The 25,482-nt window shown below is 57.8% G+C and carries 27 protein-coding genes and 3 pseudogenes; 21 read left to right on the forward strand and 9 right to left on the reverse strand.

The features are described from left to right. The first annotated feature begins 213 nt into the window (after positions 1 to 213). The 9 genes and pseudogenes from guaA to DBV39_RS03575 all read left to right on the forward strand — a co-directional run bounded on the left by guaA (position 214) and on the right by DBV39_RS03575 (position 10,608). Positions 214 to 1,806 (forward strand): glutamine-hydrolyzing GMP synthase, encoded by a 1,593-nt coding sequence (gene guaA, locus DBV39_RS03530; protein ID WP_108620380.1) that lies wholly within the window; start codon positions 214 to 216, stop codon positions 1,804 to 1,806. Between the two features lie 167 nt (positions 1,807 to 1,973). Further along, a pseudogene (locus tag DBV39_RS03535) lies at positions 1,974 to 2,582 on the forward strand (tyrosine-type recombinase/integrase); the annotation flags it as partial. Positions 2,583 to 3,301: 719 nt separating this feature from the next. Beyond that, complete coding sequence (locus tag DBV39_RS03540) at positions 3,302 to 3,529, forward strand: helix-turn-helix transcriptional regulator (RefSeq protein WP_108620381.1); 228 nt, start codon at positions 3,302 to 3,304, stop codon at positions 3,527 to 3,529. A 665-nt stretch (positions 3,530 to 4,194) separates the two neighbouring features. Next, positions 4,195 to 5,073: an AbiTii domain-containing protein gene (locus tag DBV39_RS03550; RefSeq protein WP_159078774.1), complete on the forward strand. Its 879-nt coding sequence runs from the start codon at positions 4,195 to 4,197 to the stop codon at positions 5,071 to 5,073. Between the two features lie 209 nt (positions 5,074 to 5,282). Further along, entirely contained in the window at positions 5,283 to 5,927 is a 645-nt protein-coding gene (locus DBV39_RS03555; protein ID WP_108620382.1) for a hypothetical protein, read from the forward strand. Between the two features lie 199 nt (positions 5,928 to 6,126). Further along, complete coding sequence (locus DBV39_RS03560) at positions 6,127 to 7,809, forward strand: Mu transposase C-terminal domain-containing protein (RefSeq protein WP_010791757.1); 1,683 nt, start codon at positions 6,127 to 6,129, stop codon at positions 7,807 to 7,809. 2 nt (positions 7,810 to 7,811) lie between these two features. Further along, positions 7,812 to 8,720 carry a TniB family NTP-binding protein gene (locus DBV39_RS03565; protein ID WP_000393453.1) on the forward strand — a complete coding sequence of 303 codons (909 nt, stop codon included), beginning with the start codon at positions 7,812 to 7,814 and terminating at the stop codon, positions 8,718 to 8,720. Next, positions 8,717 to 9,933, forward strand: a pseudogene (locus DBV39_RS03570) (TniQ family protein). Before DBV39_RS03565 ends, DBV39_RS03570 begins: the two are co-directional and overlap by 4 nt. Positions 9,934 to 9,993: 60 nt before the next feature. After that, on the forward strand, positions 9,994 to 10,608 hold the full coding sequence (locus tag DBV39_RS03575; RefSeq protein WP_003119931.1) for a recombinase family protein: 615 nt from the start codon (positions 9,994 to 9,996) through the stop codon (positions 10,606 to 10,608). 10 nt (positions 10,609 to 10,618) lie between these two features. On the opposite strand, the gene DBV39_RS20560 is transcribed toward DBV39_RS03575, so the two are convergent. Genes DBV39_RS20560 through merT form a run of 7 tightly spaced genes read right to left on the reverse strand, consistent with a single transcriptional unit; the run spans position 10,619 to position 15,028 of the window. Further along, positions 10,619 to 11,608 (reverse strand): DUF3330 domain-containing protein, encoded by a 990-nt coding sequence (locus DBV39_RS20560; protein WP_010791756.1) that lies wholly within the window; start codon positions 11,606 to 11,608, stop codon positions 10,619 to 10,621. Further along, positions 11,605 to 11,841 carry a broad-spectrum mercury transporter MerE gene (merE, locus tag DBV39_RS03585; RefSeq protein WP_003124451.1) on the reverse strand — a complete coding sequence of 79 codons (237 nt, stop codon included), beginning with the start codon at positions 11,839 to 11,841 and terminating at the stop codon, positions 11,605 to 11,607. Before merE ends, DBV39_RS20560 begins: the two co-directional genes overlap by 4 nt. After that, positions 11,838 to 12,203 carry a mercury resistance co-regulator MerD gene (merD, locus tag DBV39_RS03590; RefSeq protein WP_003124452.1) on the reverse strand — a complete coding sequence of 122 codons (366 nt, stop codon included), beginning with the start codon at positions 12,201 to 12,203 and terminating at the stop codon, positions 11,838 to 11,840. Before merD ends, merE begins: the two co-directional genes overlap by 4 nt. Positions 12,204 to 12,220: 17 nt before the next feature. After that, positions 12,221 to 13,918: a mercury(II) reductase gene (gene merA / locus DBV39_RS03595; protein ID WP_108620383.1), complete on the reverse strand. Its 1,698-nt coding sequence runs from the start codon at positions 13,916 to 13,918 to the stop codon at positions 12,221 to 12,223. Positions 13,919 to 13,957: 39 nt separating this feature from the next. After that, complete coding sequence (gene merC / locus DBV39_RS03600) at positions 13,958 to 14,320, reverse strand: organomercurial transporter MerC (RefSeq protein WP_003121566.1); 363 nt, start codon at positions 14,318 to 14,320, stop codon at positions 13,958 to 13,960. 45 nt (positions 14,321 to 14,365) lie between these two features. Beyond that, entirely contained in the window at positions 14,366 to 14,665 is a 300-nt protein-coding gene (merP, locus tag DBV39_RS03605; RefSeq protein ID WP_010791754.1) for a mercury resistance system periplasmic binding protein MerP, read from the reverse strand. Between the two features lie 12 nt (positions 14,666 to 14,677). After that, positions 14,678 to 15,028 carry a mercuric ion transporter MerT gene (merT, locus tag DBV39_RS03610; protein ID WP_108620384.1) on the reverse strand — a complete coding sequence of 117 codons (351 nt, stop codon included), beginning with the start codon at positions 15,026 to 15,028 and terminating at the stop codon, positions 14,678 to 14,680. Positions 15,029 to 15,099: 71 nt separating this feature from the next. Between merT and merR the strand changes: the two genes are divergently transcribed. The 12 genes and pseudogenes from merR to DBV39_RS03665 form a co-directional block, all read left to right on the forward strand. Continuing rightward, positions 15,100 to 15,534, forward strand: coding sequence for an Hg(II)-responsive transcriptional regulator (gene merR, locus DBV39_RS03615; RefSeq protein ID WP_010791752.1), 435 nt, complete (start codon positions 15,100 to 15,102; stop codon positions 15,532 to 15,534). A 168-nt stretch (positions 15,535 to 15,702) separates the two neighbouring features. Then, entirely contained in the window at positions 15,703 to 16,299 is a 597-nt protein-coding gene (locus DBV39_RS03620) for a recombinase family protein (RefSeq protein ID WP_108623071.1), read from the forward strand. Between the two features lie 48 nt (positions 16,300 to 16,347). Further along, positions 16,348 to 17,478 (forward strand): AAA family ATPase, encoded by a 1,131-nt coding sequence (locus DBV39_RS03625; protein WP_108620385.1) that lies wholly within the window; start codon positions 16,348 to 16,350, stop codon positions 17,476 to 17,478. Further along, the gene (locus DBV39_RS03630; protein WP_108620386.1) at positions 17,475 to 18,119 is read left to right on the forward strand and encodes a DUF4276 family protein; all 645 of its coding nucleotides are present in this window, start codon (positions 17,475 to 17,477) and stop codon (positions 18,117 to 18,119) included. The genes DBV39_RS03625 and DBV39_RS03630 overlap by 4 nt, the downstream gene beginning before the upstream one ends. 42 nt (positions 18,120 to 18,161) lie before the next feature. Beyond that, positions 18,162 to 18,404, forward strand: a complete 243-nt coding sequence (locus tag DBV39_RS03635; protein WP_108623072.1) for a hypothetical protein — start codon at positions 18,162 to 18,164, stop codon at positions 18,402 to 18,404. A 103-nt stretch (positions 18,405 to 18,507) separates the two neighbouring features. Then, positions 18,508 to 19,122 (forward strand): hypothetical protein, encoded by a 615-nt coding sequence (locus tag DBV39_RS19815; RefSeq protein WP_227870799.1) that lies wholly within the window; start codon positions 18,508 to 18,510, stop codon positions 19,120 to 19,122. Between the two features lie 75 nt (positions 19,123 to 19,197). Beyond that, positions 19,198 to 20,127 carry a hypothetical protein gene (locus tag DBV39_RS19820; protein ID WP_227870800.1) on the forward strand — a complete coding sequence of 310 codons (930 nt, stop codon included), beginning with the start codon at positions 19,198 to 19,200 and terminating at the stop codon, positions 20,125 to 20,127. Further along, complete coding sequence (locus DBV39_RS03645) at positions 20,124 to 21,833, forward strand: hypothetical protein (RefSeq protein ID WP_108620387.1); 1,710 nt, start codon at positions 20,124 to 20,126, stop codon at positions 21,831 to 21,833. Before DBV39_RS19820 ends, DBV39_RS03645 begins: the two co-directional genes overlap by 4 nt. 115 nt (positions 21,834 to 21,948) lie before the next feature. Further along, a complete protein-coding gene (locus DBV39_RS03650) occupies positions 21,949 to 22,203 on the forward strand; it encodes a FitA-like ribbon-helix-helix domain-containing protein (RefSeq protein ID WP_108620388.1) in 255 nt (84 codons plus the stop codon). Then, a complete protein-coding gene (locus tag DBV39_RS03655) occupies positions 22,204 to 22,623 on the forward strand; it encodes a type II toxin-antitoxin system VapC family toxin (RefSeq protein WP_108620389.1) in 420 nt (139 codons plus the stop codon). 28 nt (positions 22,624 to 22,651) lie between these two features. Beyond that, positions 22,652 to 22,933: a hypothetical protein gene (locus DBV39_RS19685; protein WP_193853094.1), complete on the forward strand. Its 282-nt coding sequence runs from the start codon at positions 22,652 to 22,654 to the stop codon at positions 22,931 to 22,933. A gap of 6 nt (positions 22,934 to 22,939) precedes the next feature. Further along, positions 22,940 to 23,110 (forward strand): annotated as a pseudogene (locus tag DBV39_RS03665) (Zeta toxin family protein); the annotation flags it as partial. Between the two features lie 63 nt (positions 23,111 to 23,173). Here the strand turns inward: DBV39_RS03665 and istB are convergent. After that, a complete protein-coding gene (gene istB / locus DBV39_RS03670; RefSeq protein WP_108620391.1) occupies positions 23,174 to 23,914 on the reverse strand; it encodes an IS21-like element helper ATPase IstB in 741 nt (246 codons plus the stop codon). Continuing rightward, positions 23,901 to 25,406: an IS21 family transposase gene (gene istA, locus DBV39_RS03675; RefSeq protein ID WP_108623073.1), complete on the reverse strand. Its 1,506-nt coding sequence runs from the start codon at positions 25,404 to 25,406 to the stop codon at positions 23,901 to 23,903. Before istA ends, istB begins: the two co-directional genes overlap by 14 nt. Positions 25,407 to 25,482 lie beyond the last annotated feature (76 nt).

A 25,482-nucleotide genomic window follows, 5' to 3' on the forward strand; every position in this document is an offset into this window, starting at 1 on the left:
AGTGTAAGTTGCCAGACGGTCAACCGGGCAGGGCGATCAATTGATACCGCAGACAAGTCGTCTCGGGTCGGGTTGATCGCCCTGTGTCATGACAGATTGATGACCCGGCGATGGTGCCGTGTTGGTGTAGTGAACGCATCGCACGCATCGCACGATGGCAGTTTACTGGCTATAAGCTCATTTTTTGATATTCCACGACAGGTCCTTATACCTATGCATGAACGAATTCTGATCCTGGATTATGGCTCCCAGGTCACACAATTGATTGCCCGCCGTGTTCGCGAGGCAGGTGTTTACTGTGAGCTGCATCCCGGGGATGTGTCAACCGAGTTTCTGCAAGAGCAGAAGACGCTTGGTTTGAAGGGCATTATCCTGTCGGGAAGTCACCTCTCGGCTTACGATCCGCAAGCCCTGAAAGTACCGCATGCGGTCTTCGAGCAAGGCGTGCCTGTGCTGGGTATCTGTTACGGAATGCAGGCAATGGCACAACAACTCGGTGGCGAAGTCAGTCATGCCGACCATCGTGAGTTCGGTTACGCCGAAGTGCGTGCCAGGGGCCATACCCATCTGTTGCGTGATATCGATGATTTCAAGACGGCTGACGGTCATGGCATTCTGAAGGTCTGGATGAGTCATGGTGATCAGGTTACCCGCCTGCCGGACGGTTTCAAGCTGATGGCATCGACCGCTTCGTGTCCGATTGCGGGTATGGCAGATGAGAAACGCGGTTTCTATGGTGTGCAGTTTCATCCGGAAGTCACTCATACGCTCAAGGGGCAGCATATCCTGACTCGTTTCGTTCGTGAAATCTGCGGATGTCACGGTGACTGGAACATGCCGGATTATGTACAAGAGGCTATCACCAGAATCCGTGAACAGGTGGGTCAGGACCATGTCATTCTGGGCCTCTCAGGTGGTGTTGATTCGTCTGTGGCGGCAGCACTGATTCACAAGGCGATTGGTGATCAGCTCACTTGTGTCTTTGTTGATCATGGTTTGCTCAGACTGAACGAAGCGCAGCAGGTCATGAGCACGTTTGCCGAGCACATGGGCGTGAATGTCATTCACGTCGATGCGACCGAGCAGTTCATGTCCAAACTCGATGGTGTGACGGATCCCGAAGCCAAGCGCAAGATCATCGGTCGGGAGTTCGTAGAGGTTTTTCAGGCGGAATCTGCGAAGATTCAGGATGCGCGCTGGCTGGCCCAGGGCACGATCTATCCGGATGTGATTGAATCTGCGGGTGCCAAGACTGGCAAGGCCGTGGCCATCAAGTCACATCACAATGTGGGTGGACTGCCTGATACCTTGAACCTCAAACTGCTGGAGCCGTTGCGCGAACTGTTCAAGGACGAAGTTCGCAAACTCGGGATTGCTCTGGGATTGCCGCCATCAATGGTGTATCGCCATCCGTTTCCAGGTCCAGGGCTCGGTGTGCGAATCCTGGGTGCTGTGAACAAGGAATTTGCAGACTGGCTGCGTCAGGCGGATGCGATTTTCATTGATGAACTCAGAATGACTTTCGATGAAAAAACTGGCAAGAGCTGGTACGACCTGACTTCACAGGCATTTGCGGTGTTTCTGCCCGTCAAGTCGGTCGGGGTGATGGGTGACGGACGTACCTACGAGTATGTGGTTGCCCTGCGTGCGGTTCAGACGTCTGACTTTATGACTGCAGGCTGGGCACCGTTACCGTACGATCTCCTGGCAAAAGTGTCTTCTCGCATCATCAATGAGGTCAAGGGAATCAACCGGGTTGTCTACGATGTGTCGAGCAAACCTCCTGCAACGATTGAGTGGGAATGATTCCACGTCTGGCATAGCCAGGCATCTGATGGCGTAAAAAGCTGCTAAGCCCGCGTAATTGCGGGCTTTTTTGTGATTTCGTCTGGCATGGTCTGGCAACTGAAGGAAGCGCCAAGCACCATTTGAGCATGGCATTAAAGCTGGTACTATCCGTTGATGATGCCATGATTGATGCCGATACCAAGCTGCGAAATCTCAAGCCCAGGGACAAGCTCTACAAGGTGAATGACCGAGAAGGTCTCTATGTGGCCGTGACTCCAGCCGGCTCCATCTCGTTCCGTTACAACTACTCAATCAACGGACGGCAGGAAACCATCACCTTTGGTCGTTACGGCGTCGGTGGCATCACCTTGGCAGAAGCCCGAGAACAGTTGGGTGACGCCAAGAAGATGGTTGCGGCGGGCAAGTCACCGGCCAAGGAGAAGGCCCGCGACAAGGCGCGGGTGAAAGATGCGGAGACGTTTGGTGCCTGGGCGGAGAAGTGGCTGCGCGGTTACCAGATGGCCGACTCCACACGCGATATGCGCCGTTCGGTCTATGAACGCGAGCTGAAGCCTAAATTCAGCAATCAGAAGTTGGTGGAGATCACCCATGAGGACTTGCGTGCGCTGACTGATGCCATCGTCGAGCGAGGGGCACCGGCCACCGCCGTTCATGTGCGTAAAATTGTGCTTCAGGTCTTCCGCTGGGCAATCGAGCGTGGGCAGAAGGTTGAGAACCCTGCGGAGCTGGTGCGGCCAACCAGCATAGCCCGATTTGAGCCACGCGAACGAGCGTTTCGCTTTCCGATATGTCGCATTCCACTCCCCATTTGCAAGCCTGGGTCGATGCGCTGTGCAGTACCTGTGGCTTAGTTCGAGTTTTTTATGATTTTCCAGCTCCACATCATTGATCTGGTCACCAGATACTGTCTCCATGAAGGCTGCGAATTCTGTCAGTTCTCCGCATAGCTCACAAAAGCTGTGCTTGCGTTGTTCATTTAAGTTGACGCCCGTTTGTGCGGTCGATCTTTTGGGGCGTTTGCAGGCGCAGTCCCATATCAATCCGATTAAAGACTCCAAGGTCGCGACAAAACGTAGGTCTCTAGGGGTCTGCCTGTCTTCAGTTTTGATGAACTGGCGTAGTAACTGACGCTGCAGGCGAATCATCGCCTCAAGGCCCACCAGTTGAATGATCTCGCTGAGGCCGACCCCTGTCCCTGCGCCTGGAATATGGCCTGAATATCGTGCTGGGAGGGTTGCTACGAAGGTGTTCACGGCAGGGTCGATGATATCCCGAATTAGTCGGGTGATGGAGTGCCTTCCTTTGGCTACAGAGTATGGCTGCCATCGCTCCTCAAAATCGCGAATGGCATCTGCTACGGAAGGGTCGCAGTTTTCCCAGATGACGATGGGCTGTATTTTTATCATGTCAATCATTTTGGACAACAATTGCGCGTAGTCAAGTTGAATTGCTAGGCACCATAAGGCACTCGTTAGTAATTGGAGCTAGGGCCATGCAGGCTGCAACTTGCAAAGTACTCATCAACAGAAAAAAGCTTCTGGAGATCATTCCGCTCTCGACGCGAACGATCTACAACCTTGAACAGCGCGGCCAGTTTCCTCGCCGTATTGCGCTTACATGCAGGAACGTGGCGTGGGATTTATCGGAGGTCGAAGAGTGGATCGAAGCGCGTAAAGCGTCTGGCATTCAGGCCGATCGCCCCGGCGACGTGAGGGCTTGAGATGGTCCTTGACTTGATGGCGGCGTTCACTGATTCGCCGCCGCCAATTGATTATGTTTCACCCAATATGGTTGCCGGCGGCCCTGATCTGCTTGAAGTAGGCGAGCCGCCTACAGGTAGGGTGATCTATCTACCAGCCGAAGACCCCCTCGTCGCGATTCATCAACGCTTGCACGCCCTCGGTAGATACCTTACCGCTGGGGAGCGGCAAGCCGTGGCGGATGGCTTGCTGATTGAGCCACTGATTGGCAAATGCCCCAATATCATGGCCCGAGATTGGTTTGATGGCCTCAAACGGGACGCCACTACGGAAGTGGCCGCTTTTGTGCACCGATCTGCTTATACGCCTGGCGTTCAAACTGAACGAGAAGTAGCCCGAGTGATGGAATCTTTCGCTGGAGGGAGTACGGGCAATACTCCGTATGCTGAGGCAGCTGGTTTTTCTAGCTCTCGCTGGTGAAAGGGTGTCGATCCCGGTGACCAAGAGAGCAACAAGCTTGCGCCGAATTTGTGGGCATTTTTTGAGATGCATGCAGCGATCAAAAGGGTGGCTTGTTGGCCGCCCTTTTCTTTAGCCGCTAAAAGAGTGTTCATCAAACGGTGCAGCCACTCCCAAAATAACGGAATATAACGATCTAGCCATATAGATAGAATTTGGAGGAAGGATGCCCACTCTTGTCCCGGAACTGGTAAATGCGGCAATTGATGCCTCAGTCTCGCCCAGCGATTTGTTACGCCGGGCGCTGGTTGTTGCGCGGCGTCTGGCCGTGCCTGAGCTGGTCGATTGGATCAGCAGCGAACTGAACGGCTACTACTCAGGGGAAGTGCCGGACTATCGTCGGGTACAGGGGCAGTTGATGGCCGAGAACCCGATTCATGGCCCGATCCCGTTTTTTGCGCCGCCAGACATGGCCGAGCTGCTGTCGGACTTCGCTGTACGACAGTCGGTGCCGGAGCTGATGCAGCTTGCTCAGAGCACAACCGGAATTTACAGCCACTTTCCGGTCAACATCGAGCACACGCTGATGCAAATGATGCGCGAGGCGAACGGTGTGACGATGCGCCCGGCGCTTAGGTTTTCCACCGTCCAGGTGCAGGGTGTCATCGAGAAGGTGCGGAGTCGGGTGCTCGAATGGGCGCTTGATCTGGAGGCCAAAGGCGTGCTCGGGGAAGGCATGACGTTCACTCAGCAGGAGAAGCAGACTGTGCAGCAGCATTACCACTTCGGAGACGTAAGCGGCTCCCAAATCCAGATCGGATCGAATAGCTCTAACCAGACCCAGACTCAAACAGGTGGTGACATGGCTGCGCTGTCAGCCTTGATTGAGCTGCTGCGCGATGCTATCCAGCAGGGACGCATCGAAGCCGAGGTGCGCGATGAATTGCAGGCAGAGCTGGCAACATTGCAGGCTCAGGCTGCATCGCCGAAGCCCAAGTGGGCCATCATCAAGGCGACCGCAGGGAGCATCAAAGCCGTGTTGGAAAACGCGGCAGGTGGCGTGCTTGCGGCGCAGGCGCTACCGTACCTGACGGCGCTGCTATGATAACTAGCTATCTAGCTGGCTTTGCTGGGGATGGACCAGAAACGACAGACCCGCCAGTAGGCGGGTCTGTCGAGGAATTGGGGTAGCCCTGCACAAACAGGGCCAGAACGAACCTAGTGTCATCACCAGTATGGTGGCTGGGAGAGGGCTGAGCCTAGGGCTGCACAAACAGTATAGCAGCACTGCGCGATGAGTCAAAGTGACGAAGAATGAACTGGAACGACCTAGAGAAACACTTTTCCCCTGCCCGACTGGGGCGCTATCGGGCTGAAAGAGGTGGCGATGTCGCCAGGGCGGCGACTGACTATTCCAGCAACGTCCTGCTGTCTGAAGCGATGGTGCCGCTACTCAATGTCTTGGAAATCGCCTTGCGAAACGGCATCCATGCCCGCCTGAGCAGGCTCTATGGCCGGACAGATTGGTGGGAGTCCTGGGTGGGTGATCCGGCCTTTAGATGGCAGAACAAGGAAGTAGTCAACGCCAAAGCGAAACTGGCCCGAAGGCATGAAGCACAGACCCCAGACAAGGTGCTGGCAGAGTTGACTTTCGGCTTCTGGAGTTCGCTTTTTAATACGCAGTTTCAGACGGCCCTCTGGAAAGACCTTCGCCTTGTGTTTACTCGTTGCCCGAAACCACAACGGCAACGGCATAACATCTCGGCAGCACTGAACCAGATTCGTGACCTACGAAACCGTGTCTTTCATCACGAGCCATTGTTGTGGCTGACACCAACGCTGCTCGATCAGCACGCTGTCGGCGTGACAGTCATCAACTGGATTGATCCCCAACTCGGGCAATGGCTGAGTATCCATGATCGCCTACCCTCGACATGGACGGGATGGGTTGCCACTTGATAAGCACCCGCGTCCAGAAAACGGTAGTTTTCTGAACAGGTTAAGGTGCACACTTTTGTCATTTTCAGAAGACGACTGCACCAATTGACGGGGCGTAACGCCAGATGTGCAGGCGACTCCTGACAACGCAATATCAGAAGTCATCTGCACCAATCTCGACTATGCTCAATACTCGTGTGCACCAAAGCGAGGTGTGAGCATGGCGTCAGACACATCATTGATTGCCGAGCAAGGCGTGGCCACCCTGCCCGATGCGGCTTGGGCGCAGGCCCGGCAACGGGCGGAAATCATCGGGCCGCTGGCAGCGCTTGATGTGGTCGGGCATGAAGCCGCCGATGCCGCTGCTCACGCGCTTGGCCTGTCCAGGCGGCAGGTGTATGTCCTAATCCGCCGTGCCCGGCAAGGTGCTGGGCTTGTGACGGACCTGGCTCGCAGCCGATCCGGCGGCGGAAAAGGCAAGGGACGCTTGCCGGAATCAGTTGAGCGCATCATCCGCGAGTTGCTGCAAAAGCGCTTCCTGACCAAGCAGAAGCGTAGCCTGGCAGCGTTCCACCGCGAGGTCGCGCAGGCTTGCAAAGCGCAAAAGCTGCGGGCGCCGGCGCGCAACACCGTGGCTCTGCGGATCGCCGGCCTCGATCCGCTCAAGGCCACTCGCCGCCGGGAAGGTCAGGATGCGTCCCGCAGCCTGCAAGGTGTCGGTGGTGAGCCTCCCGCCGTGACCGCGCCACTGGAACAAGTGCAGATTGATCACACGGTCATCGACCTGATCGTGGTGGACGAGCGCGACCGGCAACCGATTGGCCGTCCGTATCTGACCATCGCCATCGACGTGTTTACCCGCTGCGTGCTCGGCATGGTCGTCACGCTGGAAGCGCCGTCATCTGTTTCGGTCGGCCTGTGCCTTGTGCATGTCGCCTGCGACAAGCGTCCCTGGCTGGAGGGTCTGAACATAGAAATGGAGTGGCCGATGAGCGGCAAGCCCAGGCTGCTCTACCTGGACAACGCGGCCGAGTTCAAGAGCGAAGCGCTACGCCGAGGCTGCGAGCAGCATGGCATCCGGCTTGACTATCGCCCGCTCGGGCAGCCGCACTACGGCGGCATCGTGGAACGGATCATCGGCACGGCGATGCAGATGATCCACGACGAATTGCCAGGGACGACCTTCTCCAACCCTGACCAGCGCGGCGACTACGATTCCGAAAACAAGGCCGCCCTGACGCTGCGTGAGCTGGAGCGCTGGCTCACATTGGCGGTCGGCACCTACCACGGCTCCGTGCACAACGGCCTGCTCCAGCCGCCGGCAGCGCGCTGGGCCGAAGCTATCGCGCGGACCGGCGTGCCAACCGTCATCACTCGCACCACGGCTTTTCTGGTCGATTTTCTGCCCATCATCCGCCGCACGCTGACCCGCACCGGCTTCGTCATCGACCACATCCATTACTACGCCGATGCGCTCAAGCCGTGGATAGCTCGGCGCGACCGCTTGCCTGCGTTCCTGATCCGGCGCGACCCGCGCGACATCAGCCGCATTTGGGTGCTGGAGCCGGAGGGGCAGCACTATCTGGAAATTCCATACCGCACCTTGTCGCACCCGGCTGTCACCCTCTGGGAACAACGACAGGCGCTGGCGAAATTGCGGCAGCAAGGGCGCGAACAGGTGGATGAGTCGGCGCTGTTTCGCATGATCGGCCAGATGCGCGAAATCGTGTCCACCGCGCAGAAAGCTACGCGCAAGGCGCGGCGCGACGCGGATCGACGCCAGCATCTCAAGGCAACGGCAGTTCTTTTCAAAACCACGCCACCACCGGACGCGGACATGGCTGACCCGCAGGCAGACAACCAGCCACCTGCCAAACCGTTCGACCAGATTGAGGAGTGGTAGCCGTGGAAGAATATCCCATCATCGACTTGTCCCACCTGATGCCGGTGGCCCAGGGCTTGGCCCGTCTTCCGGCGGACGAACGCATCCATCGCCTTCGCGCTGACCGCTGGATCGGCTATCCGCGAGCAGTCGAGGCGCTGAATCGGCTGGAAGCCCTGTATGCGTGGCCGAACAAACAACGCATGCCCAACCTGCTGTTGGTCGGTCCAACCAACAACGGCAAGTCGATGATCGTCGAGAAATTCCGCCGCACCCACCCGGCCAGCTCCGACGCCGACCAGGAGCACATTCCGGTACTGGTCGTGCAGATGCCATCCGAACCGTCGGTAATCCGCTTCTACGTCGCGCTACTTGCCGCGATGGGCGCGCCATTGCGCCCGCGCCCACGGCTGCCGGAAATGGAGCAATTGGCGCTGGCACTGCTACGCAAGGTCGGCGTGCGCATGCTGGTGATCGACGAATTGCACAACGTCCTGGCCGGCAACAGCGTCAACCGCCGGGAATTCCTCAACCTGCTGCGTTTCCTCGGCAACGAGCTGCGCATCCCGCTGGTCGGGGTCGGCACACGCGATGCCTACTTGGCGATCCGCTCGGACGACCAGTTGGAAAACCGCTTCGAGCCGATGATGCTGCCGGTGTGGGAGGCCAACGACGATTGCTGCTCACTGCTGGCCAGCTTCGCGGCTTCGCTCCCGCTGCGGCGACCCTCGTCGATTGCCACGCTGGATATGGCCCGCTACCTGCTCACGCGCAGCGAGGGCACCATCGGCGAGCTGGCGCACCTGTTGATGGCGGCGGCCGTCGCTGCCGTGGAGAGCGGTGAGGAAGCGATCAACCATCGCACGCTCAGCATGGCCGATTACACCGGTCCCAGCGAGCGGCGGCGGCAATTCGAGCGGGAACTGATGTGAAGCCAGCGCCACACTGGCCACTGCATCCGGCTCCCAGGGAAGGCGAAGCCTTGTCTTCGTGGCTCAACCGCGTGGCCCTTTGCTATCACATGGAGGTGTCCGAGCTGCTGGAGCACGATCTTGGTCACGGCCAGGTTGATGACCTGGACACCGCGCCACCACTGGCGCTGCTGGCGATGCTCTCCCAGCGGAGCGGCATCGAGCCGGACCGGCTGCGTTGCATGAGTTTCGCCGGCTGGGTGCCTTGGCTACTGGACAGCCTTGATGATCAGATTCCAGACGCATTGGAAACCTATGCGTTCCAGCTCTCGGTGCTGCTGCCGAAACTCCGCCGTAGGACGCGATCCATCACGAGCTGGCGTGCCTGGCTGCCCAGCCAGCCGATACATCGCGCCTGCCCGCTCTGTCTGAACGACCCGGCAAACCAAGCCGTACTGCTTGCATGGAAGCTGCCCCTGATGCTGAGCTGCCCGCTGCATGGCTGCTGGCTGGAATCCTATTGGGGCGTGCCTGGGCGGTTTCTCGGCTGGGAGAACGCCGACACTGCGCCGCGCACCGCCAGCGACGCGATTGCGGTGATGGACCGGCGCACCTGGCAGGCACTGACGACCGGCCATGTGGAGCTGCCGCGCCGACGCATCCACGCTGGATTGTGGTTTCGGCTACTACGCACGCTGCTCGATGAGCTGAACACCCCGCTTTCGACGTGCGGAACCTGCGCGGGGTATCTCCGCCAAGTCTGGGAAGGCTGCGGGCATCCGCTGCGTGCTGGGCAAAGTCTGTGGCGACCGTATGAAACCCTGAACCCGGCAGTACGGTTGCAGATGCTGGAGGCGGCGGCAACGGCAATCAGCTTGATTGAGGTGAGGGATATAAGCCCGCCGGGCGAGCATGCAAAGCTGTTCTGGTCCGAACCCCAAACCGGTTTCACCAGTGGCCTGTCGGCGAAAACGCCGAAGCCCGAACCCGTCGATCACTGGCAACGGGCAATCCAGGCCATCGATGAGGCCATCATTGAAGCGCGGCACGACCCCGAGACGGCACGCTCGCTGTTCGCGTTGGCTTCCTATGGTCGGCGCGACCCCGCTTCCCTGGAACAGTTGCGCGCCACCTTCGCAAAGGAAGGCATCCCCCGGAATTCCTGTCACATTACGTGCCTGATGGACCCTTTGCATGTCTTAGACAGAATGACGGGTTAAGTGACAAATTTTGACGACCAGAACTTTCCGGTGCACACTGTCACATAATCGAACGTATATGTGACAGGTGCAAGATGCTGATTGGCTACATGCGGGTGTCGAAGGCGGACGGCTCCCAAGCAACCGATTTGCAGCGCGACGCGCTGATCGCCGCCGATGTCGATCCGGTGCATCTCTACGAAGATCAGGCATCTGGCAAGCGCGAAGACCGCCCCGGCTTGGTGGCCTGCCTGAAGGCATTGCGGCCGGGAGATACGCTGGTCGTGTGGAAACTGGATCGGCTCGGGCGCGACCTGCGGCATCTAATCAATACCGTGCACGACCTGACCGGGCGCGGTATCGGCCTGAAGGTGCTGACCGGGCACGGGGCGGCCATCGACACCACAACCGCCGCCGGCAAACTGGTCTTCGGCATTTTTGCTGCGCTGGCCGAGTTCGAGCGCGAATTGATCGCCGAGCGCACGATTGCCGGTCTGGCATCGGCGCGGGCACGCGGCCGAAAAGGCGGCCGGCCGTTCAAGATGACCGCCGCCAAGCTGCGGCTGGCGATGGCGGCGATGGGGCAGCCTGAAACCAAGGTCGGCGATCTCTGTCAGGAACTCGGCATCACGCGGCAGACGCTCTACAGACACATTTCCCCAAAAGGCGAATTGCGCCCAGATGGGACGAAACTACTCAACCGTATCTGAGCGGTCGGCATCAACCTGACGGCGGCGAATCGCAAGTGTTTTGTTCGGCGCTGGTTTCGGTCGCGGCCTTGGCGCGTGCCTGGAAGCGCTGATAGCACTCCAGTCCGCAGAAGTGCTCGACGTACTCCACGCCTTCCGGGGTAAAGGCGGCATCGAGCGGGATTTCCTTGCAGCACACGCAGCAACTGGTGGCAGTCGGATCATTTGCATTCATGGTGGCACCCCTCCATTGACTGACAAAGGCGGCGAATGCCGCCGCCGGCATTGGCTTGGCGAACAGGAAGCCTTGTCCCGTATCGCACGCCGCTTGCCGCAACAGTGCGAGACTGGTCGGCGTTTCCACGCCCTCGGCCACCACGTCCATGCCCAGCCCGTGCGCAAGCTGAATGACGGAGCGCACGATGGTTCGGTCGCGGTGGTCGTCGGCGAGTCCGGCGACGAAGGACTGGTCGATCTTGAGCGTAGTAATCGGGCAGCACTTCAGGTGTTGCAGGCAGGAATACCCCGTCCCGAAATCATCGGCGGCGAAGCGCACACCGATTTGTCGCAAGGCTTCCAGGGCGGGGAAGATCGCCGGATCACCGAACGCGACCGATTCGGTCAGCTCGATTTCAAGAGACTCGGCGGGCAACTCGGCGTCAGCCAGCACGCCCTTTACCCATCCGTCGAAATCCGGTCTCACTTGGCTCGCCGAAACATTGACGGCCAGCCGGAACGGTTGCCATGCCAGCATCCGCCACTCGCGCATCTGGCGGCAGGCTGCGCCCAGCACCCAAGCACCGATTTCAGGCATCAAGCCGGACGATTCGACCAAGGGGAGAAACTGGCCCGGCAGCAACAAGCCGAGCCTTGGGTGCCGCCAGCGCAACAGGGCTTCCGCACCGACAATCTGGTCACTGCGCAGATCGACTATCGGCTGGTAGTGCAACTCAAGCTGCCCGCGCACAACCGCCTGCGCCAACTCGGTCGCCGTCCATCCGGCGGGCTGCGAGGTCGTCATGATCCGCCCCGGAAGGCCCGCAGTAGCCGCGTCACGGACAGAGCAAACAAGCCGGTCAGCGTGAGGGCTGCAATACCCCAATGCTCCCCGATGAATGCGCCGGCTGTCGTTCCGGCCAGCACAACGGCGAGAATCGGCAAATGACAGGGACAGGTGAGCACGGCCAGCGCGCCCCACAGGTAGCCGGTGAACGGCTTGCGTGTCTTGGTCGGCAGGCGTTCCGGGCCGTTCATGGCAGACTCTCCGCGTGCTGTGCCGGCTCGGTCGGCAGGGTGGCCAACTGCGCTTCCAGATCGGCCAACGCTTCGCGCCGGTGTTCGACGAACTGGCGCAGCACGGCAAGCTGCGTGGCCGCTTCGCCGCCGTCCGCTGCATCCAGCGCCCGGCACAGCCTCGCCAGCGCATCGAGGCCGATGCCCGCTTCGAAGGCGGATCGCACGAAGCACAGACGCTGCAAGGCCGCCTCGTCGAACAGGCCGTAGCCGCCTGGCGTGCACGCCACCGGCCGCAGCAGTCCGCGCAGCAGGTAGTCGCGCACGATATGCACGCTCACCCCGGCATCAAGGGCCAGCCGGGACACCGTGTAGGCGTTCATCGAACACCTCCTTTTTCTCACCCGGCGCAGCAGGAAAGCTGCTTCACATCCTTGTTGAAGGTCTGCGCCGCGAGCTTCAAGCCCTCGACCATCGTCAGGTAGGGGAACAACTGGTCGGCCAGTTCCTGCACCGTCATGCGGTTGCGAATGGCCAGGGCCGCCGTCTGGATCAGCTCGCCGGCTTCCGGTGCAACCGCCTGCACGCCGATGAGCCGTCCGCTGCCTTCTTCAACGACCAGCTTGATGAAGCCGCGTGTGTCGAAGTTGGCGAGCGCGCGCGGCACGTTGTCCAGCGTGAGCGTACGGCTGTCGGTCTCGATGCCGTCGTGGTGCGCTTCCGCCTCGCTGTAGCCCACGGTGGCCACCTGCGGGTCGGTGAACACCACGGCCGGCATGGCGGTCAGGTTCAGGGTAGCGTCGCCACCGGTCATGTTGATCGCGGCACGGGTGCCGGCCGCCGCTGCCACATAGACGAACTGCGGCTGATCGGTGCAGTCGCCGGCGGCGTAGATGTTGGAGCTACTCGTGTGCATTCCTTGGTCGATGACGATCGCATCTTGCTTGTTCACCATCACGCCTGCCACGTCCAGTGCCAGGCTGCGCGTGTTGGGTGCACGGCCGGTGGCGACCAGCAGCTTGTCGGCGCGCAGTTCGCCGTGCGCCGTGGTGAGCACGAATTCGCCGTCCCTTTCACCATTGATGTACGCGACCTGGCTGGCCTGGGTGTGTTCCCTCACCTCGATGCCTTCGGCACGGAACGCGGCCGTGACGGCTTCGCCGATGGCCGGGTCTTCGCGGAAGAACAGCGTGCTGCGCGCCAGGATCGTCACCTTCGCTCCGAGTCGAGCGAACGCCTGCGCCAGCTCCAGCGCCACCACCGATGAGCCAATTACGGCCAGGCGCTTAGGGATCGTTTCGCTGACCAGTGCCTCAGTGGAAGTCCAGTAAGGGGTGTCTTTCAGGCCGGGAATCGGCGGCACGGCCGGACTCGCGCCGGTGGCGACCAGACAGCGGTCAAACGTCACCATGCGCTCACTGCCGCCGTTGAGTTGCACGACCAGGTTGCGGTTGTCTTTGAAGCGGGCAGCGCCATGCAGCACGGTAATGGCCGGGTTGCCCTCCAGGATGCCTTCGTATTTGGCGTGACGCAGTTCATCGACGCGGGCCTGCTGCTGGGCCAGCAGCGCCGTGCGCTGGATGACCGGCGCTACCGCTTGGATGCCGTTGTCGAACGGGCTTTCCCGGCGCAGGTGGGCGATATGGGCGGCGCGGATCATGATCTTCGACGGCACGCAGCCGACATTGACGCAGGTGCCGCCAATCGTGCCGCGCTCGATCAGCGTGACGCGTGCGCCCTGCTCGACGGCCTTCAGTGCTGCCGCCATTGCGGCCCCGCCGCTGCCGATCACGGCGACATGGAGCTTTCCACTATCCCCGCCAGCCTTGTCATCACTGCCCAGCCATTCGCGCACCTTGCCGAGCAATCCGCCGCCCGCCGGAGCCACGGGCGCATCGGCAAGCGTAGCCCGATAGCCGAGTCCGGCCACGGCAGCGGTCAGCGTATCCGGCAATGTGCCGGCCTCGATGGCGAGCCTGGCGCTGCCCTTGGCATAGGAAACCTCCGCCGATTGCACGCCGGGCACTTTCTCCAGAGCCTCCTTGACGTGAACCGCGCAGGAGTCGCAGGTCATGCCGGTAATCTTGAGGGTGGTCATTAATCGTTCCTTTTCTGTATTGGCTGCCGGCTCCCGCCGTCAGCCTTGTTTCGTGGGAAGTTCGCAACCGTCCGGGCCGCAACGGCGATTTGCCGGCGAAACCAAGTCCCAGATCGACACGCCGACCATCAGCGCCAGGCCGGTGTATACGAGGTGTGCTGCCCACCAGTTGCCAAGCAGCCAGACAGTTCCGGCGAACACGATGGCTGGCCCGATCATGCCGAGCAGACTGCGGTGCCATTGGCGATGACTGAGCCAGCCCAATGCGTTCGCCAGCAAAGCCACGACAGCGAACAGCGGCAGCAGCTTGGAGATGAACAATCCTTCGTATTCCTGTAGAAAGCCCAGGCCGATGGCCGCGCCCAAGCTGGCGATGGCCGGAAAGCACGCGGCGCAACCCATCGCGGAAACAACGCTGCCGAGCGCCCCAGGTTCGGGTTCAGTGGTTCACTGCTTGACGCTGGAGGGATAGCCCGCATCGGTGGTTGCTTTGGTGAGCTTCTGGACGCTGGTCTTGGCATCATCGAAAGTGACAACCGCTTCGCGGGTCTCGAAGGTCACGTCAACCTTGCTGACGCCTTCGACCTTGGAAATCGCCTTCTTGACGGTGATCGGGCAGGCGGAGCAGGTCATGCCCGGTACGGACAGCGTGACGGTCTGAGTGGCGGCCCACACGGGGGCAACAATGGCGGCGAGGGCGAGGGAGGCAAACAGTTTTTTGGCTTGCGCCGAAACTTGCGTTTTCATGGTGAACTCCGATCAGTAGAAAAATGGCATGACGTAGGGAAATCCGAGTGCGACCAGGACCAGCACGGCCACGACCCAGAAAATGAGCTTGTAAGTCGCTCGCACTTGGGGAATCGCGCAGACCTCACCCGGTTTGCAGGCTTGCGTAGGGCGGTAGATGCGCCGCCAGGCGAAGAACAACGCCACCAGCGCTGCGCCGATGAAAATCGGGCGATACGGCTCCAGCACGGTCAGGTTGCCGATCCATGCCCCGCTGAAGCCCAAGGCAACCAGAACCAGCGGCCCGAGGCAGCAGGTCGAGGCGAGGATGGCAGCTAGCCCGCCAGCGAAGAGCGCGCCGCGCCCGTTTTGTGGTTCAGACATGCGCTTGTCCTTTCGAATTTGAATTGGATAGCGTAACCTTACTTCCGTAGTCATGTACGGAGTCAAGTGGTATGGAAAAGAATTTGGAAAACCTGACCATTGGCGTTTTTGCCAAGGCGGCCGGGGTCAATGTAGAGACCATCCGGTTCTACCAGCGCAAGGGCTTGTTGCCGGAACCGGACAAGCCTTACGGCAGCATTCGCCGCTATGGCGCGGCGGATGTAACGCGGGTGCGCTTTGTAAAGTCGGCCCAGCGGCTGGGCTTCAGCCTGGATGAGATTGCCGAGCTGTTGCGGCTCGACGATGGCACCCACTGCGAGGAAGCCAGCAGCTTGGCTGAGCACAAGCTCCAAGACGTGCGCGAAAAGATGGCCGACCTGGCGCGCATGGAGGCCGTCCTGTCTAATCTTGTGTGCGCCTGCCATGCCCGAAAGGGGAATGTTTCGTGCCCGCTGATTGCGTCGCTACAGGGCGAAACAAGCTTGGCAAGGTCGGAGACGCCTTAGCGTGCTTTATTTTCCGTTTTCTGAAACATCCCCAGCATCAGAAAAGACCGTGCAGCCGACTTTTGACATTGTGTGCAATCGTCTTCTGAAAATGACAACTTTTCTGTCGTGAAAGCCACTTTCGAGTGTTAACATAGTCGTCAACTTTTCAATGTTATGGTTGCGTCCATGAATCAACGTATTGGATACGCTCGCATATCGACTGATGACCAGCACCTAGACCTGCAGCGCGATGCGCTGACGCAGGCTGAGTGCGGCGTTATCTATGAGGAAGCGGCCAGCGGCAAGAATACGGCCCGACCAGAACTTGAGCAGTGTCGTAAGGCGCTACGGGCAGGTGATACCTTGGTAGTGTGGCGGCTGGATCGCCTCGGCCGCAGTTTGCCCGACTTGGTGCAGATCGTGTCCGAATTGGAGCAGCGCGGCGTCGGTTTCGAGAGCCTGACAGAGAAGATTGAGACGGGCAGCGCATCAGGCAAGTTGGTTTTCCATGTATTTGCGGCGCTGGCTGAGTTTGAGCGCGGTTTGATCCGGGAGCGGACTCAAGCCAGACTAGCTGCCGCTCGTGCCCGTGGTCGGGCAGGTGGCCGTAAGCCTAAGCTGGATGACCAGCAGGTACGGGAGATCAGGGCGCTTTTGCGCGACCCTGGCATGCAGGTGGCAGACGTGGCTCGTCGTTACGGAGTGTCCCGCACCACACTTTACAAACACGTTGGTGTTGTCACGCCAAGAATGCCGAGGAGTGAGAATGCTGCAACAACTTGACCATGTTTGCGCCATGCAGCACTTGGAAATATAAGGCGAGAATATCTGATGATTACTCAACGTAAACCACATCGCTTGCAAGGGCGCATTGCTGAAGTTTCTATTAAAGGCTTCCGTAGCCTTGAATGCATCGAGAAACTACAAATTCCGCAGTTAACGGTGTTAATAGGTGCGAATGGTGTAGGTAAGTCCAGCTTCATTCGCTTCTTTGAGATGTTAGGCTGGATGTTACGTGCCCACAGGCTACAAGAGTTTGTCGTACGAAAAGGTGGTGGCGACGATCAGTTTTTCATGGGGACTCGTACCACGCCAGAGATCAAGGCGGAAATTCGTATCGCTACCGACAAAGGATTCAACGATTACCGGTTTGATATGGCGCATCTATCGGCCGGCGATACGTTGATGCTAACGCATGAGGCGTATCGGTATTCAGACGCCAGCAAAGGCAGGCAGGCGAGTTGGAGCAATTTGTCGGGCGTCGGCAGAGAATCCATGCTGCCAGATCAGAAGAATAAAACTGCAAAAACGATATACACGTTGCTGCGGCAATGCTCGACTTATCAGTTTCACGATACGTCAGCCAATGCAATGCTGCATCAGCGTTGGGATATCTCTGATTCGGCTTATCTGCGCTCGGACGGTGGAAATTTGGCTGCTGTGCTGCTGGATTTGCGTGAGAACGATAGTCCACGTTATCGCCAGCTCGTGCAACAAATTCAGCGTGTGTTTCCGACGCTGGAGGATTTCGTGCTGGAACCAGTGGCAGGTAAGGTGCTACTGCGCTGGAAGAGCAAGTACAGCGACAAAGTTTTTGGTGCACATCTCACCTCAGATGGCTCCTTACGGCTGTTTTGCCTATTGACCCTCCTAAGCCTACCCGACGAGCGTCTGCCGGATATATTGTTCTTTGACGAACCTGAGCTTGGTTTGCATCCACATGCCATTACATTAGTATCGGAAATGCTCAAGCGTGTAGCAAAAACGCGACAGGTGTTCATCGCTACCCAGTCACCTTTCATGGTGGACTGTTTCGATCTGGAGAACATGATTGTTGCCGAAGCCAGGGATGGAGCAACCACGCTGCGCAACCTACCGAGAGAGCAATATCAGCAATGGCTGGACGATGACTATCTCCTATCGGATATTTGGTTGAAAACGCCCGTTGGACTGTCTGTATGATTCGAGTGTGTATCGTTTGCGAAGGTGCGACAGAAGTTGAATTCGTCAAGTCCTGCTTGGTGCCGCATTTACTCAATCACGGCGTAAATGCATACCCCTCCATCGTACAAGCGCCGTCAGGTCGGCACCGTGGTGGTCGTGTGACTGTCGACCGGCTTGCGCGCTTTATTTCACATGAGTACCACGCAGCAGACCGGCTGACTACATTGGTAGATTATTATGGCTTTCAGGATGCGGAGGGCCGCACACGCAATGAGTTGGAGCGAGATATTCTTGATTGCGTTGTAAGGTATGCCGCTGGCGTTGATCCAAGGTTTGTTCGCCCGTACGTGCAGATGCATGAGTTTGAAGGGTTGTTATTCTCCGATGTTGAACAGTTTCAGTATGTGCTTGACGGCTGGGATGCCGACGTTCGCCAGACGCTGATTAACATTCGAGAGCAGTTCCAGACCCCAGAAGATATCAACAACAGTCGTCAGACGGCTCCATCCAAACGGATACTTGCCTCCTTTCCTGATGGAAGCTACAGCAAGACTGAACATGGCCCGGTGATCGCTGACGCCATCGGGCTTACCACGATTCGCCAGCAGTGCCCTCAATTTGATGGCTGGATAACCATGCTTGAAGAATGGACTAAATAGCACAAAAAGTCCTTAGCCAGGACGAACGAAACGGGAATGAGCATGACGAAGCCGCACCAGTACAACCAAGATGGGCCTTTTTTCATCACCAAGGAAGTTGCGGCTCAAATGATCGCCGGCGGCTACGAGTTCGAGCCGCCGCTCATTCCTTGCTCCATCCGACTGGGTGACATACTGGAGCGCATGACCGTTGCCGAGCTGGCATTGCAGCCAGGCGAGATCGCAGAGCAGGAACGCAAGCGCCGACAAAACAAGCAGTCTTCACGCTACGGATCCAATGGGTAAATTAATGACAGCGGATGGGGCAGCGGTAGACGAGACGGAATTGGCTGCGCAGCTTCGCACATGCGGTTTGGTTCGTACTGTTGCGGATCGTGGGTATCGTCGCTTGGATGATAGCCATTCTGCATTGCTCGAGACTCTTGCAATAATATTGAACGCTACTGATGCGCCACCGATTGACCTCAATATCGAAGAAGCGCTGGCGGAGTTGAAGGGACCACGCTTCTTCTTTGTCCAGCATGTTCTATGCGATCTGATACCCCTTCTGAGCGTAGATCAGGATGTCCTTCTTGCCTTCATCACGCGCCTGCTTGACGCGGGCGGCAACGACCTGGCTGCAGGCACCCCTAGTACTGCTTTTGGGGATTGGACTAAGAAGAGCGCAGCCAGGCCTTTCAAGGTCTACGAAGCAGTACGTGCCGGTGATGGCCTGGCTCTGCGTCAACTATTCACGGTTCTCGTAATGAACGACGATATCGAGGAAAGCCTCATTTTTGCGCAGGCTCACGAGAGGGAGGCGAAGCTCGCCGCCCTCTCTGCTTTGGGTGCCATGGAGCTGGGTGAACGCTACGATGAGGTGCTCAACATCCTGCTCCAAGAGGCGTCCAGTAATGACGAAGACATCGCACTCCGGTCCCTCGAAGCGGGCTATCGTGCTGCTGCACAGCGAAAAACACTTGCACCAGTCGGTTTTGACGAACAACTTGAACGGGTCGTTTAGACGAGAAGTCCCATCTCGATCCACTTGGCAGTGGACCTGCTGTGGCGTCACCAGGTCGGGCTCACAGAAAACGCTATGAACCTGTGCCTTGATGCCGCTGCGGATGTTGACCCAGATAGCGCAGGAACGATTTCGCACCTCGACCACGCAGCATATCAGCTTGTGGGCGCTGGGCATGCTAAGAAAGTGATTTTCCTGCTTCGTGAGTTATTTGATCGTTCAAAAGGCCGGATTACGCTGAACGCGTTCCAGAGCACTTGCTACACGCTGAAAAATGCCGGCTCTGATGTGATGGGTGACGCGGTTGTGTATTGGCTGCTGAACGGGATTATGTACACCCACCAATGCGTGGCTAGCGAAGTTTGCGGTGTCGGAAACGATGATCCTCCCTTCTCCATCCCTACGTCATCTCTTCCATTGGAGCCATTGGATCAACTATATCTCTGCCGCAAGGCCATTGGGTGGTTCTTCATTGATCCTCTGGCCGCAGTTGCTATACCGTTAGCGGTACTTCGCGATGGGTCTTCAGATATCAAAAATGATGTCCTCGATCTGATCTATCACCCCTTGCTCGTGAGCTATGGGGGAAAGTTGAAGGACTACCTTGAGCGTTACGCTGAGAGCATCCCGGACCTTGCTGAAGTGCTCACACGAAAGGCAGCACTTCAAGATGCGATGGAAGGTATTGAGCGTTTAGTCGAGCTGCACCCTAGTGAAATGCAGCGCGAGGCGGCACACGTTCTATGGCACGAGCAGATGGAACGGGGCATGGAGCAGGGGCGCCGGGAATCTATTTTTGAGGATCTCGTCGCCAAACAATACATCCTGTATGGCCGATCGTCGTTGACGCCGATCCACACCGGAGAGGGCACCACACATCTCACCGAGACTGCGATGCATTCGTTCTCGGTCTCGTCCGAGTTGCCCATCCTCAACGTCGTTGACCCAGTTGGACTCGATCATATGCTCCTCCAGTTTAGGCTTGAGCAGCGAGAGCAGAGATGAAACTTGTCGTGATGCACTATCTGCGCTCGCTACGCGAGCGTGACGAACTCGACGCTATTCTGCCTGATCTTTTGGCTGAAAGTGGTTTTGAAGTTCTAACCCGTCCCCGTCGCGGCACCCGGCAAGCTGGTGTCGACGTAGCAGCAGTTGGCCCCAATCCAGATCGGGATGGCACTCGAAGTCTGTTCCTATTCACGATCAAGTCCGGTGATTTGACACGAGAGCATTGGGATACCGGCCAGCAGGCCGTGCGTCCGTCGCTGAATGAGGTTTTGGATGACTATATCCCGAATCGCATCCCGCCCCATTTTGCGGATCTGCCTGTCGTTATATGCGTCTGCATGGGCGGTGAGATGCGTGAGGATGTTCGGGCACAGTGGAGCGGTTACTGTCGGAAGAACGAGAGAGCTGAAATTCACTTTGCCGAATGGAACGGGGATCGTCTTTCAGATCTGATCCTTAGCGGTATGTTGCGTGCTGAGTTAATTGAGAGCGAGAATCGAGGGCTGTTTCAGAAGGCACTAGCGATGCTTGATCAGCCCGAGGTCGCTTATCGGCATTTCCGTCACTTACTCAATGTCATTTTCACTGAGCCGAAGAATCAGACCGAGCGCACACGTCAGCTACGCAAGGCCTACCTGTGCCTTTGGATACTCTTTGTCTGGGCTCGCGATGCCGATAATCTTGAGGCCGCGTATCGAGCATCCGAGTTGGTGCTGCTACGCAGTTGGCCTCACTGTGATATTACCCGTCTGCGCAAGGGAGCGACGCAACACGAGCGGCTAGCTCATTTCGATCAAGTCTTGCAGCTGCACTTCATCATCGCTCACCTTCTACTTGTCGAGAAGATTGGCCCGTTCGCTGACAAGCGCTATGCGCTTTCAATGGCCGTGAATTCACGCAACGCAGTCGACATTAACATCGCGCTATTCGAGGCGCTGGGGAGGTTGTCTCTCCACGGGCTATGGCTGGATGCTATAAGTGCCGGGGAGGACGAGTCATTCGCGCAGGCAATGAGTGAAAGGGCGGACAAGGTGCTCAACATAGCGATTGGGATGCTGAATGCGAATCCGACGCTTGCCGTTCCCGTTCGTGACGATTTCACGATTGAACTGGCTCTGTTTATGCGTCTCGCAGCTGTGCGCGGACGCCTATCTAATGTCGCCGACTACATCCGCAGCATGTCCGACCATCTCTGCTACGGACTGAGGGCTCGGCGGCATTATCCGACGCCGACGACAGAATATCGTGATGTCCTCTCACATCCGAGGGACCGCAGCGATGCATACTTCGAAGAGCATACGCGTGCGGGGATTCTTTACACTTTCGTGCTCGCTTGGCTTGCGATGATAGGAGATCAGGAGCGAGCAGAGCAGTTGCGCAGCACGCTGTTAGAGTACGCTCCGCACATGACCCACCAAATCTGGATTCCCGACGCACGAACGGATGAGGTTTTCTGGGATGGTGATCGAGATCACGGGGTGTCGGTACCAGGTCTGCCACTCAATGACTCGCTAGAGGCCGTTTTTAGCCTACTGAACCGTGTGATGAAGGAGTATCCGCTGGATGAGCGGATAAGCGCTGTCCGAAATCACCTGACTCCTATTTTTCTTATGGCCTGCCGCCACTATCGCATGCCTGTACCACCGCATGTTTCGCTCTTCACCGGATGTCGTTCAGTTTCTTTGATGGAAAAAGCACTATGAGTGATCTTTTTCGCATTTCATTAAACTGCTTCAACTGGTAGTGTTTTTGATTTGTTTGAGTGACTGCATTGAAATATAATTGCTGTCATAGATAGCAAATTACAGAGTTTGAATTATGGCAATCCTGACTGTAAGAAACGTGCCGGATGACGTGCATCGTGCTTTGCGTGTGCGGGCAGCCGAGCACGGTCGCAGCACGGAAGCCGAGGTGCGCGAGATTCTGGCGGCAGCGGTCAAGCCAGAGAAGCGTGTGCGTGTAGGGGATGCGCTGGCCGCCATCGGTCGCAAGGTTGGCCTGACTGACGAAGAATTTGCTGTCTTCGAGAATGTGCGCGACAAGACGCCGGCCAAGCCTGTGAGTTTCGACTAAATGATCATCCTGGATACCAATGTCGTTTCAGAGGCGATGAAGCCGGAACCGGATGCGACCGTAATAGCCTGGCTGAACGAGCAGGCAGCGGAAACCTTGTATCTATCGAGCATTACCTTGGCCGAACTGCTGTTCGGCATCGGGGCGCTGCCGCAGGGCAAGCGCAAGAACATGCTCGACCGTGCTCTTACCGAGCTGCTGGAGTTGTTCAAGGATCGAGTCTTGCCGTTCGACACGGATGCGGCCTGCCACTATGCGGACCTTGCCGTGACAGCCAAGAACGGCAGGCGTGGTTTCCCGACGCCAGACGGTTACATCGCAGCCATTGCCGCATCGCGGGGCTTCATGGTGGCGTCGCGCGACGCCGCTCCCTATGATGCAGTTGGCATGGCCGTTATCAATCCCTGGAAAGACGTATAGCAATGATTCCGACGAGATCGGTTTTGAAATGAATGCTGTAGAAATCGAACAAGCCATTACCGATCCACGACTATCGGAGCAGCAGCGCGTGAAGCAGCAAGACGCTACCGAACCGTTTTTCATCACTGAAGAAATTGAGGCCGTGATGCTCGCCGCTGGCTACGAGTTCGAGCCGCCACCCATTGCCTGCACGGGGCGTCTGCGCGACGTGTTAGAGCGTATGGGGGATACCGAGCTTGCATTGCAATTGGGCGAGATCGCCGACCAGGAGCGTGTACGTCGGCAAGCTTCTTGCTTATCTGGAGGGTAGGGCGGAATGACTACCACACCGACTTGCTGGATCATTGCTGGCCCCAACGGTGCCGGGAAAACGACTTTTGCGCTGGATTACTTGCCTGCAGTGGCTCAATGCCAGACGTTCATTAATGCCGACCTGATCGCTGCGGGTCTGTCACCCTTGAATCCTGAGCGTGAGCAGTTGGCTGCGTCTGTCAATGGCCATTAATTTTGACCCACCTTTGGCCAATAAAATTGACCCACCTTTCTAAGATTAATTTGCGGTTTTCTGTTTCAAGCGATAACTCTCTCCTCCCAGCATAAAGATCTGTGAATGGTGAATGACCCGGTCAATGATCGGCACCGCCACGTTGTCGTCATGGAAGAACTCACCCCAACTGGTGAAGTCTTTATTGGTGGTCAGGATGATGGACCGGTATTCATACAGGCTGTTGATTAGCTGGAACAGGTTGTAGCGGGCCTGTCGTGTCATTGGCAGGTAACCTAGCTCATCAATGATCAGAAGGTCGTATTTGGCCAGGGAACTGACCCGCCTTTTGAGCTCTCCTTTCATCTCGGCCAGTTCAAGCTCTTCGACCAAATCCAGGGCGTTGCGAAACAGTACCCTGTATCCAGCTTGCACAGCCTTGTGACCGATACCGATGGCCAGGTGGGTCTTGCCCACACCGGGTGGTCCGATGAACACGAGGTTGTTTCGTTCGTCGATGAACTGGAAGTCCAGCAAGGCATTGACCTGACGCTTGGTGATGGTGGTCTGATGTCGGTAATCAAAGCCCTCCAGGCGCTTGTCTGACGGGAATGACGCCAGCTTCTGGTTGCGACGCACGCGGTTATCCTGGCGCTGAATCAGTTCGTGTTCGGCAAGCCGATCGGCAAAGTTGAGATAGGACATTTCATTGGCCTCTGCCTCGGCCAATAAATTGGTGAGTTCATCGGCAGTCGCGCTCAGTCGCAGACTGCGATAGCGGGCCACGGTTCGTTCAAGCTGGCTCATGGGTCACCTCCTGGCCAGTGCAGTGGCCAAGTTGCTGATAAGCGCTCAGATCCAGTGCATGTCGCGATGGCCGTATCGGCTCTGGGTGTCGCTCCCGCAAGACCGCTGCCGTGGCTGCCTCCAGGTAGCCTTGCAGCCGGGTTGCCGTCATGCCAGGGCGCTGTGCCAACGTAGCGATTAACGCCAGATTCACGGTCTTGTGGCGCTTGAGCAACTCGCGTACCACCACCAACTGATCCTTATAGATCTTAGGCTCGGATCGCTTGAGTTGCTGGCACAACTGACCGCCAGTCTGCGAGCCAATCAGGGCATCGATGTCAGCTTCGAGCTTGCTCACACGCTGGGCATGATCCCGGTAATGGTGGGTGTTTTTGATCACCTTGCCCTTGTCATGACATAGGGCGTGACTGGCAATGACCTCATCGGTACTCAAGTCGCTGATGTGCAGTTGATCGTTGGACTCCAGAACCCCCACCCGGGCCTGTTGCCAACGCATCGGTACCGAGTACTTGTTGGCCTTCCAGGCAATCAGACCCGTCTTGTCGGCTCTTCGTGTTTGCCCGGCCACAGGCTGCACGCAAGCCGGTGACAGGTAACCGTTCAGGTGTTCACGCTCATCGCGCTCGAACCTCTCACGGGGCGACTCGCCGGTGGTGCCTTGCACGCGGTCATTGGCGACATTGTCGAGCCACTGCTGCACATGCTCACGCACATGCTCCTGATCCCGGAAGACCTCTCCATACAAACAGTCTTGCTTGACGTACTTCACGCCCGCTTCGACCTTGCCTTTGCTCTCAGGGTCATATCCTTCACAGGCGTGTATCCGGAATCCGGCTGTCGTCGCATACGCATGGAAGCGCTGGTTCAGCGTCAACTCCCGGTACTGTTCGTTGATCACCACCAACTTGGTCTGATCGTAAACACACTCCTGGGGCAGGCCACCAAAGTACCGCATCGCCTCATCATGGAGTTGGATAAAAAGCTGGGTGTCCAACGGGCGAAATACCACTCCAACGTACATCAACCGGGAGTAGGACAGCACGAACACCACGAAGTGCAGTGTGCGCTCCTGGTCACCCACCATCACTTTGCGCAACTCACCCGGATCGACCTGACATTGAACGCCAGGCGGATCATCAAGCATGGGCTCGTAGTAGCGCACCTGTGCCGTGGCAACTTGCGCCTTGAGCGTACGCACATAGCGACGGATGGAACGATCCGAGGCGGGTAACTCTCCTACCTTGGCCTGAAGCTTACGTGCGATCTTGACCGCACTCAACTTAGGGAAACTTTGGAGCAAATGCTCGAGATAACCCCGATGGTCATCGAGGCGTTTGCTGCGAGACGGATCAGCCAACTGATCCGAAATAGCCTCGACCGGCATGCGAAGGTACTTGCGAACCGTGTTGCGCGACAACCCCAGTTCCTGACTGGTGGCGCGAATAGACAACCCTTTGCCGTTATCGTGCAGTGCCTTGATTTTGTGTATCACAACCCACTCCTTCACTGACATGCCTCCGGCGGTAGATAAACGCGGGAGACAGTAACTGTTTCTGTGGCCAGAAGGC

This window comes from Orrella marina, assembly GCF_003058465.1.
Classification (GTDB): Bacteria; Pseudomonadota; Gammaproteobacteria; order Burkholderiales; family Burkholderiaceae_B; genus Algicoccus; species Algicoccus marinus.

What these genes read in the sequence shown, in the direction of transcription:
- guaA (WP_108620380.1), top strand. Translation starts at nt 214, where the DNA reads ATGCATGAACGAATTCTGATCCTGGATTATGGCTCCCAGGTCACACAA.
- DBV39_RS03540 (WP_108620381.1), top strand. Translation starts at nt 3,302, where the DNA reads ATGCAGGCTGCAACTTGCAAAGTACTCATCAACAGAAAAAAGCTTCTG.
- DBV39_RS03550 (WP_159078774.1), top strand. Translation starts at nt 4,195, where the DNA reads ATGCCCACTCTTGTCCCGGAACTGGTAAATGCGGCAATTGATGCCTCA.
- DBV39_RS03555 (WP_108620382.1), top strand. Translation starts at nt 5,283, where the DNA reads ATGAACTGGAACGACCTAGAGAAACACTTTTCCCCTGCCCGACTGGGG.
- DBV39_RS03560 (WP_010791757.1), top strand. Translation starts at nt 6,127, where the DNA reads ATGGCGTCAGACACATCATTGATTGCCGAGCAAGGCGTGGCCACCCTG.
- DBV39_RS03575 (WP_003119931.1), top strand. Translation starts at nt 9,994, where the DNA reads ATGCTGATTGGCTACATGCGGGTGTCGAAGGCGGACGGCTCCCAAGCA.
- DBV39_RS20560 (WP_010791756.1), bottom strand. Translation starts at nt 11,608, where the DNA reads ATGACGACCTCGCAGCCCGCCGGATGGACGGCGACCGAGTTGGCGCAG.
- merE (WP_003124451.1), bottom strand. Translation starts at nt 11,841, where the DNA reads ATGAACGGCCCGGAACGCCTGCCGACCAAGACACGCAAGCCGTTCACC.
- merD (WP_003124452.1), bottom strand. Translation starts at nt 12,203, where the DNA reads ATGAACGCCTACACGGTGTCCCGGCTGGCCCTTGATGCCGGGGTGAGC.
- merA (WP_108620383.1), bottom strand. Translation starts at nt 13,918, where the DNA reads ATGACCACCCTCAAGATTACCGGCATGACCTGCGACTCCTGCGCGGTT.
- merC (WP_003121566.1), bottom strand. Translation starts at nt 14,320, where the DNA reads ATGGGTTGCGCCGCGTGCTTTCCGGCCATCGCCAGCTTGGGCGCGGCC.
- merP (WP_010791754.1), bottom strand. Translation starts at nt 14,665, where the DNA reads ATGAAAACGCAAGTTTCGGCGCAAGCCAAAAAACTGTTTGCCTCCCTC.
- merT (WP_108620384.1), bottom strand. Translation starts at nt 15,028, where the DNA reads ATGTCTGAACCACAAAACGGGCGCGGCGCGCTCTTCGCTGGCGGGCTA.
- merR (WP_010791752.1), top strand. Translation starts at nt 15,100, where the DNA reads ATGGAAAAGAATTTGGAAAACCTGACCATTGGCGTTTTTGCCAAGGCG.
- DBV39_RS03620 (WP_108623071.1), top strand. Translation starts at nt 15,703, where the DNA reads ATGAATCAACGTATTGGATACGCTCGCATATCGACTGATGACCAGCAC.
- DBV39_RS03625 (WP_108620385.1), top strand. Translation starts at nt 16,348, where the DNA reads ATGATTACTCAACGTAAACCACATCGCTTGCAAGGGCGCATTGCTGAA.
- DBV39_RS03630 (WP_108620386.1), top strand. Translation starts at nt 17,475, where the DNA reads ATGATTCGAGTGTGTATCGTTTGCGAAGGTGCGACAGAAGTTGAATTC.
- DBV39_RS03635 (WP_108623072.1), top strand. Translation starts at nt 18,162, where the DNA reads ATGACGAAGCCGCACCAGTACAACCAAGATGGGCCTTTTTTCATCACC.
- DBV39_RS19820 (WP_227870800.1), top strand. Translation starts at nt 19,198, where the DNA reads ATGAACCTGTGCCTTGATGCCGCTGCGGATGTTGACCCAGATAGCGCA.
- DBV39_RS03645 (WP_108620387.1), top strand. Translation starts at nt 20,124, where the DNA reads ATGAAACTTGTCGTGATGCACTATCTGCGCTCGCTACGCGAGCGTGAC.
- DBV39_RS03650 (WP_108620388.1), top strand. Translation starts at nt 21,949, where the DNA reads ATGGCAATCCTGACTGTAAGAAACGTGCCGGATGACGTGCATCGTGCT.
- DBV39_RS03655 (WP_108620389.1), top strand. Translation starts at nt 22,204, where the DNA reads ATGATCATCCTGGATACCAATGTCGTTTCAGAGGCGATGAAGCCGGAA.
- DBV39_RS19685 (WP_193853094.1), top strand. Translation starts at nt 22,652, where the DNA reads ATGAATGCTGTAGAAATCGAACAAGCCATTACCGATCCACGACTATCG.
- istB (WP_108620391.1), bottom strand. Translation starts at nt 23,914, where the DNA reads ATGAGCCAGCTTGAACGAACCGTGGCCCGCTATCGCAGTCTGCGACTG.